Annotated in this window: 11 protein-coding genes; 6 read left to right on the top strand and 5 right to left on the bottom strand. The window is 55.6% G+C overall.

Annotation, left to right across the window (positions count from 1 at the left end; genetic code table 11):
• The first annotated feature begins 164 nt into the window (after positions 1-164).
• Positions 165-2,447 carry an EAL domain-containing protein gene (locus tag V6944_RS15170; RefSeq protein ID WP_333499559.1) on the top strand — a complete coding sequence of 761 codons (2,283 nt, stop codon included), beginning with the start codon at positions 165-167 and terminating at the stop codon, positions 2,445-2,447.
• Here the strand turns inward: V6944_RS15170 and ppx are convergent.
• From ppx to purM, 4 genes are all read right to left on the bottom strand, one after another.
• Positions 2,400-3,947 carry an exopolyphosphatase gene (ppx, locus tag V6944_RS15175; RefSeq protein ID WP_333499560.1) on the bottom strand — a complete coding sequence of 516 codons (1,548 nt, stop codon included), beginning with the start codon at positions 3,945-3,947 and terminating at the stop codon, positions 2,400-2,402. The two genes, V6944_RS15170 and ppx, sit on opposite strands and share 48 nt — an antisense overlap.
• A 3-nt stretch (positions 3,948-3,950) precedes the next feature.
• Positions 3,951-6,011 carry a polyphosphate kinase 1 gene (gene ppk1 / locus V6944_RS15180; protein WP_185668922.1) on the bottom strand — a complete coding sequence of 687 codons (2,061 nt, stop codon included), beginning with the start codon at positions 6,009-6,011 and terminating at the stop codon, positions 3,951-3,953.
• Between the two features lie 231 nt (positions 6,012-6,242).
• Entirely contained in the window at positions 6,243-6,881 is a 639-nt protein-coding gene (gene purN / locus V6944_RS15185; RefSeq protein ID WP_333499561.1) for a phosphoribosylglycinamide formyltransferase, read from the bottom strand.
• Positions 6,882-7,919, bottom strand: a complete 1,038-nt coding sequence (gene purM / locus V6944_RS15190) for a phosphoribosylformylglycinamidine cyclo-ligase (RefSeq protein ID WP_333499562.1) — start codon at positions 7,917-7,919, stop codon at positions 6,882-6,884.
• A gap of 287 nt (positions 7,920-8,206) precedes the next feature.
• On the opposite strand from purM, the gene bglK reads away from it, so the two are divergent.
• The 5 genes from bglK (at position 8,207) to V6944_RS15215 (ending at position 13,523) form a co-directional block, all read left to right on the top strand.
• Positions 8,207-9,085 carry a beta-glucoside kinase BglK gene (gene bglK, locus V6944_RS15195; RefSeq protein ID WP_333499563.1) on the top strand — a complete coding sequence of 293 codons (879 nt, stop codon included), beginning with the start codon at positions 8,207-8,209 and terminating at the stop codon, positions 9,083-9,085.
• A gap of 24 nt (positions 9,086-9,109) precedes the next feature.
• Positions 9,110-10,540 carry a 6-phospho-beta-glucosidase gene (locus tag V6944_RS15200; protein WP_333499564.1) on the top strand — a complete coding sequence of 477 codons (1,431 nt, stop codon included), beginning with the start codon at positions 9,110-9,112 and terminating at the stop codon, positions 10,538-10,540.
• 186 nt (positions 10,541-10,726) lie between these two features.
• The gene (upp, locus tag V6944_RS15205) at positions 10,727-11,353 is read left to right on the top strand and encodes a uracil phosphoribosyltransferase (RefSeq protein WP_035891452.1); all 627 of its coding nucleotides are present in this window, start codon (positions 10,727-10,729) and stop codon (positions 11,351-11,353) included.
• Between the two features lie 84 nt (positions 11,354-11,437).
• A complete protein-coding gene (gene uraA / locus V6944_RS15210) occupies positions 11,438-12,727 on the top strand; it encodes a uracil permease (RefSeq protein ID WP_333013077.1) in 1,290 nt (429 codons plus the stop codon).
• Between the two features lie 94 nt (positions 12,728-12,821).
• Entirely contained in the window at positions 12,822-13,523 is a 702-nt protein-coding gene (locus V6944_RS15215) for a DnaA inactivator Hda (RefSeq protein ID WP_185668937.1), read from the top strand.
• Positions 13,524-13,597: 74 nt separating this feature from the next.
• On the opposite strand, the gene V6944_RS15220 is transcribed toward V6944_RS15215, so the two are convergent.
• Positions 13,598-15,055 (bottom strand): leucyl aminopeptidase family protein, encoded by a 1,458-nt coding sequence (locus tag V6944_RS15220; protein ID WP_333499565.1) that lies wholly within the window; start codon positions 15,053-15,055, stop codon positions 13,598-13,600.
• Between the last annotated feature and the right edge of the window lie 3 nt (positions 15,056-15,058).

The raw sequence follows: 15,058 nt of genomic DNA on the forward strand, positions 1-15,058 counted from the left end.
GATTTTATGTGCATTATTTTTTGACTCATATCAAACTTCACTCGTAAGCGATAACTAAAATCTCCGCCTGACCCGCGTAATAGCTTTTCGCGCGGCCTTTTTAAGCCAGGTTGGATGCCTGTCTGAAAATACCCAGCTGGATTTGGGGTATCCTTAGAGCATCTATGAACTTCTGTAAAATATATAAACAATATCGGGATGAGTGGTGGGGACTGCCTCTGATATTGCCTCTTCTTGTGTTACCAATAATCAAAATTGCTAATACATACACCTATATTGGCGGTGGTAAAACCTACCTTTATTACCTCCCGCTGCCCTTTATGCTTTGCATGATGCTGTTCTTTAGCTGGAAAGCGTTGCCTGGGCTTATCGCGGGTATTGGCTGCTATCTCACTAACGATTTTCACTTCGTGGAAAGGGTTGGCATTGAGTTGCAGTTCCTTATTCCGACGATCGTGGCCTGGGGTGGGTATCAGTTTTTTAATCAGCAACGCAAGATGATTTCCCACGGCGACACGCATCTGATGGCTCATCGGCTGTTCTGGCAGATGTTTGTTCCTTCGACGATTTTCCTGCTGTTGATTCAGTTTGCTTTGTATCTGGGGCTATACCCTAGCATGCGGGATACCGAGTGGGTGTCGCCGCTGACGCAGCGTAATCTGATTAACTACCAGTCGCTGTTGATGGGCTATCTGACCGGCGTACCGCTGTGCTATTTGATGATTCGTTTAATCCGTAACCCCAACTACCTTCGAAGCTTTGTCTCGCAGGTGCGCCGCGATTTCGACCCGAAGGTGAAATGGCCGGAGATGGTCATCTGGTGGGCGGTAGTCATTGGCGTTTTCTCGATGATGATGCTCCCGATGACCAAAGGCAGCACGATATTCAGCACTAACTACACGCTGTCACTGCTGCTGCCAATCATGCTCTGGGGCTCGATGCGTTTCGGCTACCGTTTTATCTCGGTGGTCTGGACGCTGATGTTGATTGTGGCCATCCACTACCACTATCACTATGTGCCTAAAAGCGCAGGCTACAGCGTGCAGCTAGCGATAACCTCGTCGAGCTACCTGATCTTCTCGTTTATTATTGCGTATATGGCGATGCTCTCCACTCGTCAGCGTGCGATTCATGAACGTGTGCGCCGCATCGCCTTTATTGATCCGGTTGTCAGCCTGCCCAATATGCGTGCGCTGAGCCGGGCGGTGAACAATACGCCGTGGTCGGTGCTGTGCTTTTTGCGCATGCCGGATCTTGAAGTGCTGACGCGCCACTACGGCATAATGCTGCGTATCAACTACAAGCAGAATCTGGCGAAGTATCTGCATGAAGCACTTCGCCCCGGCGAGAACGTCTACCAGCTTACCGGCAGCGATTTGGCGGTGCTGCTACATACTGAATCTTATAAAGAGCGCATGGACGAGCTCTACGAGCGCCTTAAGCAGTTCCGCTACAGCTGGAACGGCATGCCGCTGCAGCCGCAGATTGGCGTCAGCTATTGCTATATCCATTCGCCGGTGGCCCATCTCTCGCTGATGCTGGGTGAGCTGAATACGGTGGCGGAACTTTCGCTTGTCACGAATCGCCCGGAAAACCTACAGCGTCGTGGTGCGCAGTATCTGCAGCAAGAGCTCAAAGATAAGATTGCGATGATGGTGCGGGTGCAGCAGGCGTTGGAAAATAATCGCTTCCGCCTGATGGCGCAGCCGATCGTCGGCATTCGCGGCGACGATTATCATGAAGTTCTGCTGCGTATGCTTGGCGACGATGACGAGCTTATCTCGCCGCTGTTGTTCTTACCGGTTGCCTATGAGTTTGGTATGGCCTCGCGCATTGACCTCTGGGTGTTGGAAAATACGTTGGTCTTTATGGCGAGCCGCCGGGAAACTAATCCGGGGATGCGACTGGCGCTTAACCTCTCGCCTTCCACGGCGAGCGGGACGGGCTTTGCACATCAGGTGAAGGATCTGCTGGAAGAGTACGGTATTGAGGCCTGGCAGCTGGTCTTCGAGATAACGGAGAGCCATTCGCTGGTTAACGCCGAGCAGGCGCGGCGGACGCTGCGCGAACTTCAGGAACTGGGCTGTCGGGTGGCGATTGACGATTTTGGTACCGGCTATGCCAGCTATGCGCGTCTCAAGCATATCAGCGCCGATATTCTGAAAATCGACGGCAGCTTTATCCGCAATATTGCGACCAGCAGCCTGGATTACCAGATTGTTTCGTCTATCTGCCATCTGGCGCGGATGAAGAAGATGCGTGTGGTCGCGGAGTACGTTGAGAACGAAGCGATCCGTACGGCGGCGATTGCGCTCGGGATTGATTATCTGCAGGGGTACGGCATTGGCAAGCCAGCTCCCCTGGAGGAGCTGGCGGTAGCGGAAACTACAGAGTGTGAATCATGCGGCGACCACTTCGTCGGGCGCACGCTCCTCAGTGATTTTTAACAACCAGCCGGTAACGCTCTCCCAGTACTGCTGCTCTTTCTCCAGATCGAGCAGCACCAGCGCATTCTGGGTAAACCAGTCGTGCGGGAAGCAGAGCGTCCAGTGGTTAGCCTCGGTGGTCAGCTTCAGCGTCGGTGGCGTGGTCGTTGCCTGACGCTGGTTGTTCAGCAGCACGCCAAGGCGCAGCAGCTGGATCATCGGCAGGAACTGCTTCTTCTTGAACAGCGTAAAGCGCGGTAGCTCGTCGAGCTTAATCGCCTTACGGTGGAAGCGCACCAGCGTCGACATCAGATACTGCTGCTCCTGGTTGAAGCCCGGTAGATCGCTGTTTTGCAGAATATAGGCCGAATGGCGGTGCATACCGCTGTGGTTAATATTCAGCCCGACTTCATGCAGCATTGAAGCCCATTTCAGCAGCGCGGTCAGCTGCGGATTGCCCAGTTTCGGGTTTTGCTCCAGCCACTGATCGTACATTTGCATGGTCGTTTCCAGCACGCGTTGCGCCTGTTCACGGTCGATGTTGTACTGGTTTGCCAGACTTTGCGCGGTGCGGCTGCGCACGTCCTGGTGGCGGAAGCGGCCTTCCATTTCATACAGCACGCCTTCACGCAGCGCACCGTCGGAGAGACGAAGCTCTTTAATCGCCAGCGCATCAAACACGCCGCAGAGAATAGCCAGCCCCGGCACGAACACGCCCTTACGCTCTTCCGACAGGCCCGGCAGGCTCAGGCTGTTGAAGTTCTTAAACTTCAGCACCTCTTCCACCAGCATTTCGAGACGTTCTGGGGTGATAAAACCGTCTTTTTCGCCCATTTCAACCAGCACTTCGTGGGCCGCTTTGATGGTGCCCGATGCGCCCATGGCAAAATTCCAGCCCTGAATGCGGTACTGCCACGCCAGCGTTTCCAGCTTTTGCACCGCCGCCAGGCGTGCGCGCTGGAAGTTTTCGCGGTTGATGGTGCCGGCGAGGAAGAACTGCTGCGCAAAGCTAACGCAGCCCATACGACGGCTTTCGACCAGCTTCGGCTCGAAGTCTTCGCCAATCACCAGCTCGGTGGAGCCGCCGCCGATATCAATCACCAGCTTGCGGCCTTTTTCAGGCTGGGTGTGCTCTACGCCCATAAAAATCAGACGGGCTTCTTCGTTCCCGGAAATGATTTCGATTGGGTAGGGGATCACCTTTTCCGCTCGCGTCAGAAACTCGGTGGCGTTCGCTGCCTGACGCAGCGTATGGGTACCGACGATACAGACGCTGGACGGAGCGAAGCCCTGCAGGCGCTCGGCAAACAGCGACAGGCAGCTAAGACCGCGCTCCATTGCCTCTTCGCTCAGCATATTGTTTTCATCCAGCCCGTCGGCCAGATGAACACGTTGCTTCAGACGGCCAATAATCTGCATCGCGCCGTCGACGACGCGCGCGATAACCATATGGAAACTGTTCGAACCAAGATCAACCGCCGCAAACTCCTGCGGCCGGGGTGCTTTGCTTTTTATTGGCATAGGTTAGTCAGGTTGTTCAAGTGATTTGAGGTAATCGTAAATCGCCTGCTGCGCGCGGACCTTGCGTCGGTTGCCGCGTGGCACATAGCGATTACTCAGTTCTTTATCAATAAAGCGGGCTTTCACCGTGTCGCTGAACAGAATATCGATAATATCGAGGATCCGCTGTTTAAGGCGCGGGTCGAGCAGCGGGGTCGCCACTTCGATACGGTAGTCGATATTTCGGGTCATCCAGTCAGCGGAGGAGAGATAAACACGTTTATCGCCGCCGTTCTCAAAAATATAGATGCGATCGTGCTCAAGGAAACGGTCAACGATGCTGATCACACGAATATTATCGCTGATCCCTTCTAATTCTGGAATCAGAGAACACATACCGCGGATCAGAAGATTGACCTGCACGCCGGAACTGGAGGCCGCGTACAGACGATCGACCAGCCCTTTATCGACCAGGTTGTTGAGTTTGAGAGTAATTCCTGCTGCCTGGCCATTTTGCGCGTTGGCGATTTCACGGTCGATCATCTCGTAGAGCAGACGACGGGAGTTCTGCGGCGAGACCAGCAGATAGTCGAAGTTCACCGGGCGATACGGGTTCTCGATAAAGTTGAACACCCGGCGCACTTCGTTGGTGATACGTGCATCGGCGGTCAGCAGCGAGTAGTCGGTGTAGATACGCGCCGTTTTCTCGTTAAAGTTACCGGTGCCGATGTGCGCATAGCGCACCACGTCGTCGCCTTCTTTACGTGACACCAGGAACAGCTTGGCGTGAATTTTCAGCCCCGGCGCGGAGAAGATCACGTGAACGCCCGCTTCGGTCAGGCGTTTCGCCCAATGGATGTTGGCCTCTTCGTCGAAGCGTGCCTGCAGCTCAACGACCACGGTGACTTTTTTGCCGTTGTGGGCGGCGTGGATCATCGCATCAATGATGCGCGAGTCTTTCGCCACGCGGTAAATGTTGATCTTAATCGCCAGTACGCTCGGGTCGAACGAGGCTTGACGCAGCAGCTCCAGCACGTGCTCAAAGGTGTGGTACGGGTAGTAAAGCAGCACGTCGCGTTCGCGAATAGCATCGAAGCCGTTGCGGAACTTATCGAACCACAGGTGGCGCAGGCGCGGCATTGGCTTGTTGACCAGGTTGGCTTTGCCGACGTTCGGGAAGCCAATAAAGTCTTTAAAGTTGTGGTAGCGACCACCCGGCACGATGGAATCATAGCGGGAAATGGTCAGCTTTTTACGCAGCATTTCCACCATCGCATCTGGCATATCACGCTGGTACACAAAACGCACCGGCTCGGCGGTCAGACGCTGCTTCAGGCTCGATGACATCAGCTCCATCAGGCTCGACTCCATTTCGTGCACCAGATCGTACTCGGCATCACGGGTCATTTTCATGGAGTAGGCGTTGAGGGCGTCGTAGTCGAAGAAGCCTTTGAAGATATCATCCAGGCAGTAGCGCAGGATGTTATCCAGCAGGATCATTGGTTTGCGGCGGCGCGGCGTCTCTGGCGGCAGGTTGACGAAGCGCGGCACTTTATCTGACGGGATCTCCAGCAGCGCGTAGTTGATCTCGTCGCCGCGGATAATTTCGACCGCCAGGTAGGTGTAATCGTCTTTCAGGAACTGGACCAGATCGGTCTCCCGATTCAGCAGGATCGGGGTGATGTGCTGACGCAGATGCTGTTTAAAGTAGTGACGCAGCCAGCCCTGTTGGTTGACGGAAAGCTGGCGTTCGTTAATCAGGAAGATTTGGTTACGGGCCATCTCCAGCAGGAGCTCGTTGTAGAGGCCATCGAACTCCTGATCGGCTTTCAGCACCCGGGCCTGAATGCGGCTCAGCAGGTGGCGAGAATGCGTGGTGACGCCCTGTTCTTCGCTAATGATGATACGGCGCTTTAGCTCCGCAAAGCGGACCTTGTAGAATTCGTCGAGGTTGTTGGAGTAGATCCCCAGGAAACGCATACGTTCAATAAGCGGGTTACTTTTGTCAGCCGCTTCCTGGAGGACGCGCTCGTTGAATGACAACCAGCTCAGTTCTTTTTCGATGTACAGTTTTTCCTGACCCATTACTACTCACACTCCGGTTTATTCACGGGACGCGGCAACGTCGTCTACTGATTATATTGCTAGCTTTGCCGGGCTATGTCCAACTGTGTCATCTTAGTATGACAGTTATCCTGATTTGCATAAAAAAGAGGGCCATAAAGGCCCTCTTAGTCAGGTAGCCCGGCCGAACGAAGTGACGCCGGGGAGATGCCCCGGAGTCGGCGTTGACACGCCTCGTCCGGGCTACTGGATTTATTCTGCGGCATAGCCTTCCGGCGGCAGCTTAATGTCGTCAAGCCAGGCGTGATTATCCTGCATCTTCAGACGGCCATTAAGGAACCAGCTCACCACCAGAGGATAGATAGCGTGCTCCTGCGCCTGAACGCGTGAGGTGATTTCCGCTTCGTCGTCACCGGCGAAAACCGGCACCTTAGCCTGCAAAATCACCGGCCCGCCGTCCAGCTCTTCGGTCACGAAATGCACCGAGGTGCCGTGTTCCGTATCGCCGTTGTCCAGCGCCTGACGATGGGTGTTCAGCCCGGGATATTTTGGCAGCAGGGAAGGGTGGATGTTGAGCAGCTTGCCCTGATAGTGCTGAACAAACTCCGCGCTCAGAATGCGCATGTAGCCTGCCAGCACCACGACATCGGGCGCATAGGCGTCAATTTCATGCATCAGCTCGCGGTCAAAGGCTTCGCGGCTGGCAAATTGATTGGCAGCCAGCGCGTGCTGGGGAATACCCGCCTCACGCGCCCGCTCAAGGCCGAACGCGTCGGCCTTGTTGCTAAATACCGCCCTGATGGTGCCTGGAATCCTTTTCTGCTCACAGGCATCGATAATCGCCTGTAAGTTGCTGCCGCTGCCGGAAATCAGCACCACGATATTTTTCATTTATTCGATGACCACACGCTGTTCGGAATCAGAGGCTTTGATATAGCCGATTTTCCACGCGCTTTCACCTTTTTCGTTCATCAGCGCAATCGCTTTGTCAGCCTGATCGGCCGCCAGCGCAATAACCATGCCTACGCCGCAGTTAAAGGTGCGGTACATTTCATGCTGGCTCACGTTACCGGCATCCTGCAGCCAGTTGAATACTGCCGGCCACTGCCAGGAGGATTCATCGATAACGGCCTGGGTGTTGTCCGGCAGAACGCGCGGAATGTTTTCCCAGAAGCCGCCGCCGGTCAGGTGCGCGATAGCGTGAACGTCGACGCTGGCGATCAGCTCCAGAATGGACTTCACGTAGATGCGGGTTGGTGCCAGCAGATGGTCGGCGAGCGTTTTGCCTTCCAGCTGAGTGGTATCCGGGTTGCAGCCGCTCACTTCAACAATCTTGCGCACCAGCGAGTAGCCGTTGGAGTGCGGGCCGCTGGAGCCGAGGGCAATCAGCACGTCGCCGTCGGTCACTTTGCTGCCGTCGATGATTTCTGACTTCTCGACCACACCCACGCAGAAACCGGCGACGTCGTAATCTTCACCGTGGTACATGCCCGGCATTTCAGCGGTTTCGCCGCCAACCAGCGCGCAGCCAGACTGCAGGCAGCCTTCGGCGATGCCGCTGATAACGCTTGCTGCGGTATCGACGTCCAGCTTACCGGTTGCATAGTAGTCGAGGAAGAACAGCGGCTCGGCGCCCTGTACCACCAGGTCGTTCACGCACATGGCCACCAGATCGATGCCGATGGTGTCGTGACGTTTTAAATCCATCGCTAAACGCAATTTGGTACCAACGCCGTCAGTGCCGGAAACCAGCACCGGTTCGCGATATTTTTGCGGCAGCGCGCACAGTGCGCCAAAACCGCCTAATCCACCCATCACTTCCGGACGGCGAGTTTTCTTCACCACCCCTTTGATACGGTCAACCAGAGCGTTTCCTGCGTCAATATCAACACCGGCATCTTTATAGCTGAGAGAGGTTTTGTCGGTCACTGCTAAGTCTCCACGCGTTTGCGATAGCAAGAAAAATCGGCGCAATTCTATCAGTCCAGGCAAACGTTTGCGAGCCTATTCTGATCCCAATTTTTGCCTCCCGGTTTTTCCATTGTTTCCATCAATATATCGGTCAAATATGATACTGCTCACGAAAATGAAACCGGGTACACCCTTGTCCTTGCATCCACTTCGCACAATCCACATCATGGTAATGAAACCGGTTTCTGTTTTTGTTTCAGCGAAGCCAATCACCGATGTAAAAACGGCCAGAAGGGATGAATGGAATGAAGATTGCTGCCTTTGATATTGGGGGAACGGCGTTAAAGATGGGCGTTGTTGCCGCCAGCGGTGAACTGCTCGATAAGGGAAAAGAGCCAATCAGCAACAGCGATGGTGACCAGATTCTGGCGGCGATTGAGCGCTGGATTACGGCCCACCCAGAGTGCACCGGGATTGCCATCAGCGCACCGGGCTACGTTAACCCGCATACCGGCTTTATCGAAATGGGCGGCGCCATTCGTCGGTTCGACAACTTTGCAATTAAAGCGTGGCTGGAAGAACGTACCGGCCTTCCGGTGGCGATTGAGAACGACGCGAATTGCGTGCTGCTGGCCGAACGCTGGCAGGGCAAAGCCCGCGATATGGCCAACTGCCTGGTGATGACCATCGGCACCGGCATCGGCGGCGCTATCTTCTGCAACAACCAGCTGGTGCACGGCGCCCGTTTTCGCGCCGGTGAGTTTGGCTATATGCAAACCTTGCGCCCCGGCTCACGCGACGTCCGTCGCTACTCCATGAATGAAAACTGCACCCTGCGCGTGTTGCGCCATCGCTACGCGCAGCACATCGGCAAAACGCTGGAAGAGGTGACGGGCGAGGAAATTTTTGACCGCTTTGACGCGGGTGATGCCATCTGTCAGCGACTGGTATCAGAGTTTCTCAACGATATCGGCACCGGCCTTTACAACCTGGTGAACCTGTTTGACCCGCAGACCGTGTTTATCGGCGGCGGCATTGTCGAGCGCCCTGGTTTTCTGGCGCTGATGCGTGAGCATCTGGCCTGGTTCGGCATTGCCGACTACATCGATACCGTCAGCCACGGCAACGACGCCGGGCTTATCGGCGCGGTTTACCATTTCAATCAGCACTATTCGCAGCGATAACTCACTGTTTAACGAGGGAAAGATATGTCTGGATTTAAAGCTGGGTTTCTCTGGGGCGGCGCGGTAGCCGCACACCAACTTGAAGGCGGTTGGCAGGAAGGCGGGAAGGGGGTGAGCGTGGCGGATGTGATGACCGCCGGTGCGCACGGCGTGCCGCGCGAAATTACCAACGGCGTACTGCCAGGAAAAAACTATCCGAACCACGAAGCCATCGACTTCTATCATCGCTATAAAGACGATCTGAAGTTGTTCGCTGAGATGGGCTACAAATGCTTCCGTACTTCTATTGCCTGGACGCGTATTTTCCCGAACGGCGATGAGCTGACCCCGAACGAAGCGGGCCTGCAGTTTTATGACGACTTGTTCGACGAGTGCCTGAAGCTTGGCATCGAACCGGTCATCACGTTGTCGCACTTCGAGATGCCGTACCACCTGGTCACCGAATACGGCGGCTGGCGTAACCGCAAGCTGATTGAATTCTTCGTCCGCTTCGCCAACGTGGTGTTTACCCGTTACCAGCACAAAGTGAAGTACTGGATGACGTTCAACGAAATCAACAACCAGGCGAACTTCCACGAAGATTTTGCGCCGTTCACCAACTCGGGCCTGAAGTATCAGCCGGGTGAAGACCGCGAGCCGGTGATGTATCAGGCTGCGCACTATGAGCTGGTGGCGAGCGCGCTAGCCGTCAAAGCCGCGCGTGAGATTAACCCAGCGCTGCAGGTTGGCTGCATGATTGCCATGTGCCCAATCTACCCGCTGAGCTGTGCGCCAAACGATATGATGATGGCGATGAACGCCATGCACCGTCGCTACTGGTTTACCGACGTGCACGTGCGCGGCAAGTACCCGCAGCATCTGCTGAACTACTTCGAGCGTCGCGGTTTTGAGCTGGATATCACCGACGAAGACCGGCAGGCGCTGACCCAGGGCTGCGTCGATTACATCGGCTTTAGCTACTATATGTCGTTTGCCACCAAGGCCACCGACGATAACCCGCAGCTCGACTACGACGAAACCACCAGCCTGGTCTCTAACCCATACGTACAGAAGTCTGACTGGGGCTGGCAGATTGACCCGGTGGGCCTGCGCTATTCGCTGAACTGGTTCTATGACCACTATCAGCTGCCGCTGTTTATCGTGGAGAACGGCTTCGGGGCGATTGACGTGCTGGAAAGCGACGGCACGGTGAACGACCAGTACCGTATCGACTATCTCTCAGCGCATATTGCCGAAATGAAAAAAGCGGTAGTAGAAGACGGTGTGGATCTGATGGGCTACACCCCGTGGGGCTGCATCGACCTGGTTTCTGCCGGTACCGGCGAAATGAAGAAACGCTACGGCTTTATTTATGTCGATAAAGACAACGAAGGTCACGGTACGCTGGCGCGCAGCCGTAAAAAATCTTTTGCCTGGTATCAGAAGGTGATTGCGACCAACGGTGAAGAGCTCTAACCCGCTGAATATGTAAAATAAAACCCCGCGAGTCGGGGTTTATTTTTATCCTGTCTTATACTCTCTGGGGACCCATTCACCGCTTTGCTTGATCCTGGTCAATCATCACAGGTATGGCGCAATCGTAAAAAAGCGGTATAATCCCGCGATTTTTTTTGTGGCTGCCCTATCTAAAGGAGAAAGAGAATGAAGATTGTGGAAGTTAAACACCCACTCGTCAAACACAAGCTGGGCCTGATGCGCGAGAACGACATCAGCACCAAACGCTTCCGTGAACTCGCCTCCGAAGTCGGCAGCCTGCTGACTTATGAAGCTACCGCCGGTCTGGAAACCGAAAAAGTGACTATCGAAGGCTGGAACGGCCCGGTAGAAATCGACCAGATCAAAGGTAAGAAAATTACCGTTGTGCCAATCCTGCGTGCAGGCCTGGGCATGATGGACGGCGTACTGGAAAACGTACCAAGTGCGCGTATCAGCGTTGTCGGTATGTACCGTGACGAAGAGACGCTGGAGCCGGTACCTTACTTCCAGAAGCTGGTCTCCAACATCGATGAGCGTATGGCGCTGATCGTTGACCCAATGCTGGCTACCGGCGGTTCCGTTATCGCGACCATCGACCTGCTGAAGAAAGCGGGCTGCTCCAGCATTAAGGTGCTGGTGCTGGTTGCTGCGCCGGAAGGTATCGCCGCGCTGGAAAAAGCGCACCCGGACATCGAGCTGTACACCGCGTCGATTGACCAGGGCCTGAACGAGCACGGATACATTATTCCGGGCCTCGGCGATGCCGGCGATAAGATTTTTGGTACTAAGTAAACGAAAAAATAAAAAGAGCCGACTTTGATAGTCGGCTTTTTTTTGAATAAAAAAACTCAGACTAATAACACAGAGGAAAACACAATGACGCGCCGTGCAATTGGGGTAAGCGAAAGACCACCGTTGTTACAGACCATCCCGCTTAGCTTGCAGCATTTATTCGCCATGTTTGGCGCAACCGTGCTGGTGCCAGTCCTGTTTCACATCAACCCGGCGACCGTTCTGCTGTTCAACGGTCTCGGAACGCTGCTGTACCTCTTCATCTGTAAAGGCAAAATCCCGGCCTATCTGGGCTCCAGCTTTGCCTTTATCTCTCCGGTACTGCTGCTGCTGCCGTTAGGCTACGAAGTGGCGCTGGGCGGCTTTATTATGTGCGGCGTACTGTTCTGCCTGGTCTCCTTCATCGTGAAGAAAGCGGGTACCGGCTGGCTTGACGTGATGTTCCCTCCTGCGGCGATGGGCGCAATCGTTGCCGTTATCGGTCTGGAGCTGGCGGGCGTGGCGGCGAACATGGCGGGCCTGCTGCCGCCGGACGGTCAGTCTGCGGATACCAAAACCATTATTATCTCGCTGGTAACCCTGGGCGTCACCGTGTTTGGCTCGGTGCTGTTCCGCGGCTTCCTGGCGATTATCCCGATTCTTATCGGTGTGCTGGTAGGTTATGCGCTCTCCTTCGTGATGGGCGTTGTCGATACGTCACCGATTGCGAATGCGCACTGGTTCGCGCTGCCAACCTTCTATACGCCGCGCTTTGAGTGGTTTGCTATCTTCACTATCCTGCCAGCGGCGCTGGTGGTGATTGCCGAGCACGTCGGCCACCTGGTGGTGACGGCGAACATCGTCAAGAAAGACCTGATTCGCGATCCGGGTCTGCACCGTTCTATGTTTGCCAACGGCCTTTCTACCGTGATCTCCGGTTTCTTTGGCTCCACGCCGAACACCACCTACGGTGAAAACATTGGCGTGATGGCGATTACCCGCGTGTACAGCACCTGGGTTATCGGCGGCGCGGCAATCATTGCGATTCTGCTCTCCTGCGTCGGCAAGCTGGCGGCGGCGATTCAGATTATCCCACTGCCGGTCATGGGCGGCGTTTCTCTGCTGCTGTACGGGGTAATCGGTGCCTCCGGTATCCGCGTGCTGATCGAATCCAAAGTGGATTACAGCAAAGCGCAGAACCTGATCCTGACCTCCGTCATTCTGATCATCGGCGTCAGCGGCGCGAAAGTGCACATCGGCGCGGCTGAGCTGAAAGGCATGGCGCTGGCGACGATCGTTGGTATCTGTCTGAGCCTGGTCTTCAAGCTGATAAGCGTCCTGCGCCCGGAAGAAGTGGTGCTGGACGCGGACGAGAGTGAAACCTCTAAGTCGTGATCCTCAAACCGGGCGGATCGCCGCCCGGTTCTCTCCCCGCTATTTTCTGTGGTAAACTCTTCCCGTTTTTTCGTAAGCCCATGTTGAGGTCTCTCTGAACGCACCGGCACAGCTCTCTTTGCCACTATATCTTCCTGATGATGAAACCTTTGCCAGTTTCTTCCCAGGTGATAACCCTTCTTTACTTGCTGCACTGCAAAACGTGCTGCGGCAGGAGCACAGCGGATACATCTATATCTGGGCACGTGAAGGTGCCGGACGCAGCCATTTGCTGCATGCAGCCTGCGCCGAACTCTCGCAGCGCGGCGATGCCGTGGGTTACGTACCGCTGGATAAACGCACCTGGTTTGTTCCGGAAGTGCTGGAAGGGATGGAGCAGCTTTCGCTGGTGTGCATCGATAACATCGAATGTGTGGCGGGAGACGAATTGTGGGAGATGGCGATTTTTAATCTCTATAATCGGATCCTCGAGTCGGGCAACACCCGCCTGCTGATCACCGGCGATCGCCCGCCACGTCAGCTGAATCTCGGCCTGCCGGATCTCGCTTCGCGCCTCGACTGGGGACAAATCTACAAGCTGCAGCCGCTGTCTGATGAAGATAAATTACAGGCATTGCAGCTGCGTGCCCGCCTGCGCGGCTTTGAAATGCCGGACGATGTGTGCCGCTTTATGCTCAAACGGCTGGATCGCGAAATGCGCACGCTGTTCCAGACGTTGGATCAGCTCGATCACGCCTCCATCACCGCCCAGCGTAAGCTGACCATTCCGTTTGTGAAAGAGATTCTGAAGCTCTAGCACGCTTTCCGGCGGCGCTTCGCTTGGCCGGGCTACTTTATCGCGTAGCCCGGCCGAACGGAGTGACGCCGGGTTTACTCTCCACTATCCAAATCGTTGAGCAAATGCTGCATCAGCAGCGGAATCGGCCTGCCTGATGCCACGCTTTTGCCCCCTTCGCGCCACAGCGCCGTGCCGCTGACGTCAAGATGCGCCCACGGGATGTCAGCAGGGCAGAAGTGGTGCAGCAGCCAGGCCGCGGAGGCGCTGATCGCCGCGTTGTTGGTCGGCGTGTTGCAGAGATCGGCAATGGCGCTCTCCGTTTGTTTTTTCAATCGCGCATCTAACGGCAGAGACCAGACTTCATCGCCGCTCTGTTCCCCGGCGATGGTTAAGGTCGAACGCAGCCTATTATCCTGGGTCATCAGTCCGCTCAGCTCATAGCCCAGCGCTTTCACCACCGCACCGGTCAGCGTGGCGAGGTCGATAATATACTGGGTTTGCGCATGACGTTGGCTGGCCCAGGCAATGGCGTCGGAAAGCACCAGACGGCCTTCGGCATCGGTATTATTAATTTCCACCGTCATCCCATTGCAGGCACGCGCGACGCTGCCCGGCTGCATCGCATCGGGACCGATGGCGTTTTCCGCCAGCGCCAGTACGCCCATCACCCGTACCGGTAGTCCTAGCTCGGCGATGCTTAGCATTAGCCCAAGGACGTTGGCCGCGCCGCACATGTCATACTTCATGGTGTACATGCCTGCGCCTTCTTTTAGCCAGAGGCCGCCGGTGTCAAAGGTTACGCCTTTGCCAACATAGCTGCGCACGGGGCCATGGCTTGCTCCTTCGTAATGAATCGCCAGCAGGCGCGGAGGACGGCTGGCACCTTTGCCTACCGCGTGTAGCAAGCCAAGGCCTTGCTCGACAATTGCCTGCTCATCCAGCACTTCACAACGCAGGGCAGGGAAGGCCGCGCACAGACGTTGGGCCTCTTCGACCACGTACTGAGGTGTGCACTGTTCGGAGGGAATATCCGCCAGGCGACGGGCGGCAATCATGCCGTTGGCAATGGCCTGCTGTTGGTTGAACAGGGTCTCAAGACGTGCCCGTTCAGCATCGGGACAGAACGCGTCAATACGTGCCAGGCGCACGTCGTTTTGTACCGACGTTTTTAGCCCGAGGTCGGTCAATTTGTGGTCCTGGTTAAACAGGAAACGCAGCGTTTTCGCCAGTACGGTATCGTGAATGTGCGTGCAGTCGAACAGGACGTCACGGCATATCGGTTTAGCAAACAGCGGGCGAAGGAAGGTCAGCAGCGCGTCCGTCAGGCTGTCTTGCCAGGCGCTTTGCGGCACTACCGTGATTCGGGCAAATGGCCCACAGCCGAAACAGGTGTCTGCCAATGTTCCCTGGGCCGCACGAGCCGTCATTTCGGCAATCAGCGGGTTATTGCGCAGCGCTTCCTGCTGAAGCAAAGGGCTGTCAGGTCTGGTGATGAGGTGACTCTGTGCCAGTTCGCCGGGCAGCGCCGTCACTAAGCGGTAGTTAATCATCGT

It is taken from the genome of Kluyvera sp. CHPC 1.2972, from assembly GCF_036759925.1.
In the GTDB taxonomy this organism is placed as follows: domain Bacteria; phylum Pseudomonadota; class Gammaproteobacteria; order Enterobacterales; family Enterobacteriaceae; genus Kluyvera.

What these genes read in the sequence shown, in the direction of transcription:
- V6944_RS15170 (WP_333499559.1), top strand. Translation starts at nt 165, where the DNA reads ATGAACTTCTGTAAAATATATAAACAATATCGGGATGAGTGGTGGGGA.
- V6944_RS15220 (WP_333499565.1), bottom strand. Translation starts at nt 15,055, where the DNA reads ATGATTAACTACCGCTTAGTGACGGCGCTGCCCGGCGAACTGGCACAG.
- bglK (WP_333499563.1), top strand. Translation starts at nt 8,207, where the DNA reads ATGAAGATTGCTGCCTTTGATATTGGGGGAACGGCGTTAAAGATGGGC.
- ppx (WP_333499560.1), bottom strand. Translation starts at nt 3,947, where the DNA reads ATGCCAATAAAAAGCAAAGCACCCCGGCCGCAGGAGTTTGCGGCGGTT.
- V6944_RS15200 (WP_333499564.1), top strand. Translation starts at nt 9,110, where the DNA reads ATGTCTGGATTTAAAGCTGGGTTTCTCTGGGGCGGCGCGGTAGCCGCA.
- ppk1 (WP_185668922.1), bottom strand. Translation starts at nt 6,011, where the DNA reads ATGGGTCAGGAAAAACTGTACATCGAAAAAGAACTGAGCTGGTTGTCA.
- uraA (WP_333013077.1), top strand. Translation starts at nt 11,438, where the DNA reads ATGACGCGCCGTGCAATTGGGGTAAGCGAAAGACCACCGTTGTTACAG.
- purN (WP_333499561.1), bottom strand. Translation starts at nt 6,881, where the DNA reads ATGAAAAATATCGTGGTGCTGATTTCCGGCAGCGGCAGCAACTTACAG.
- upp (WP_035891452.1), top strand. Translation starts at nt 10,727, where the DNA reads ATGAAGATTGTGGAAGTTAAACACCCACTCGTCAAACACAAGCTGGGC.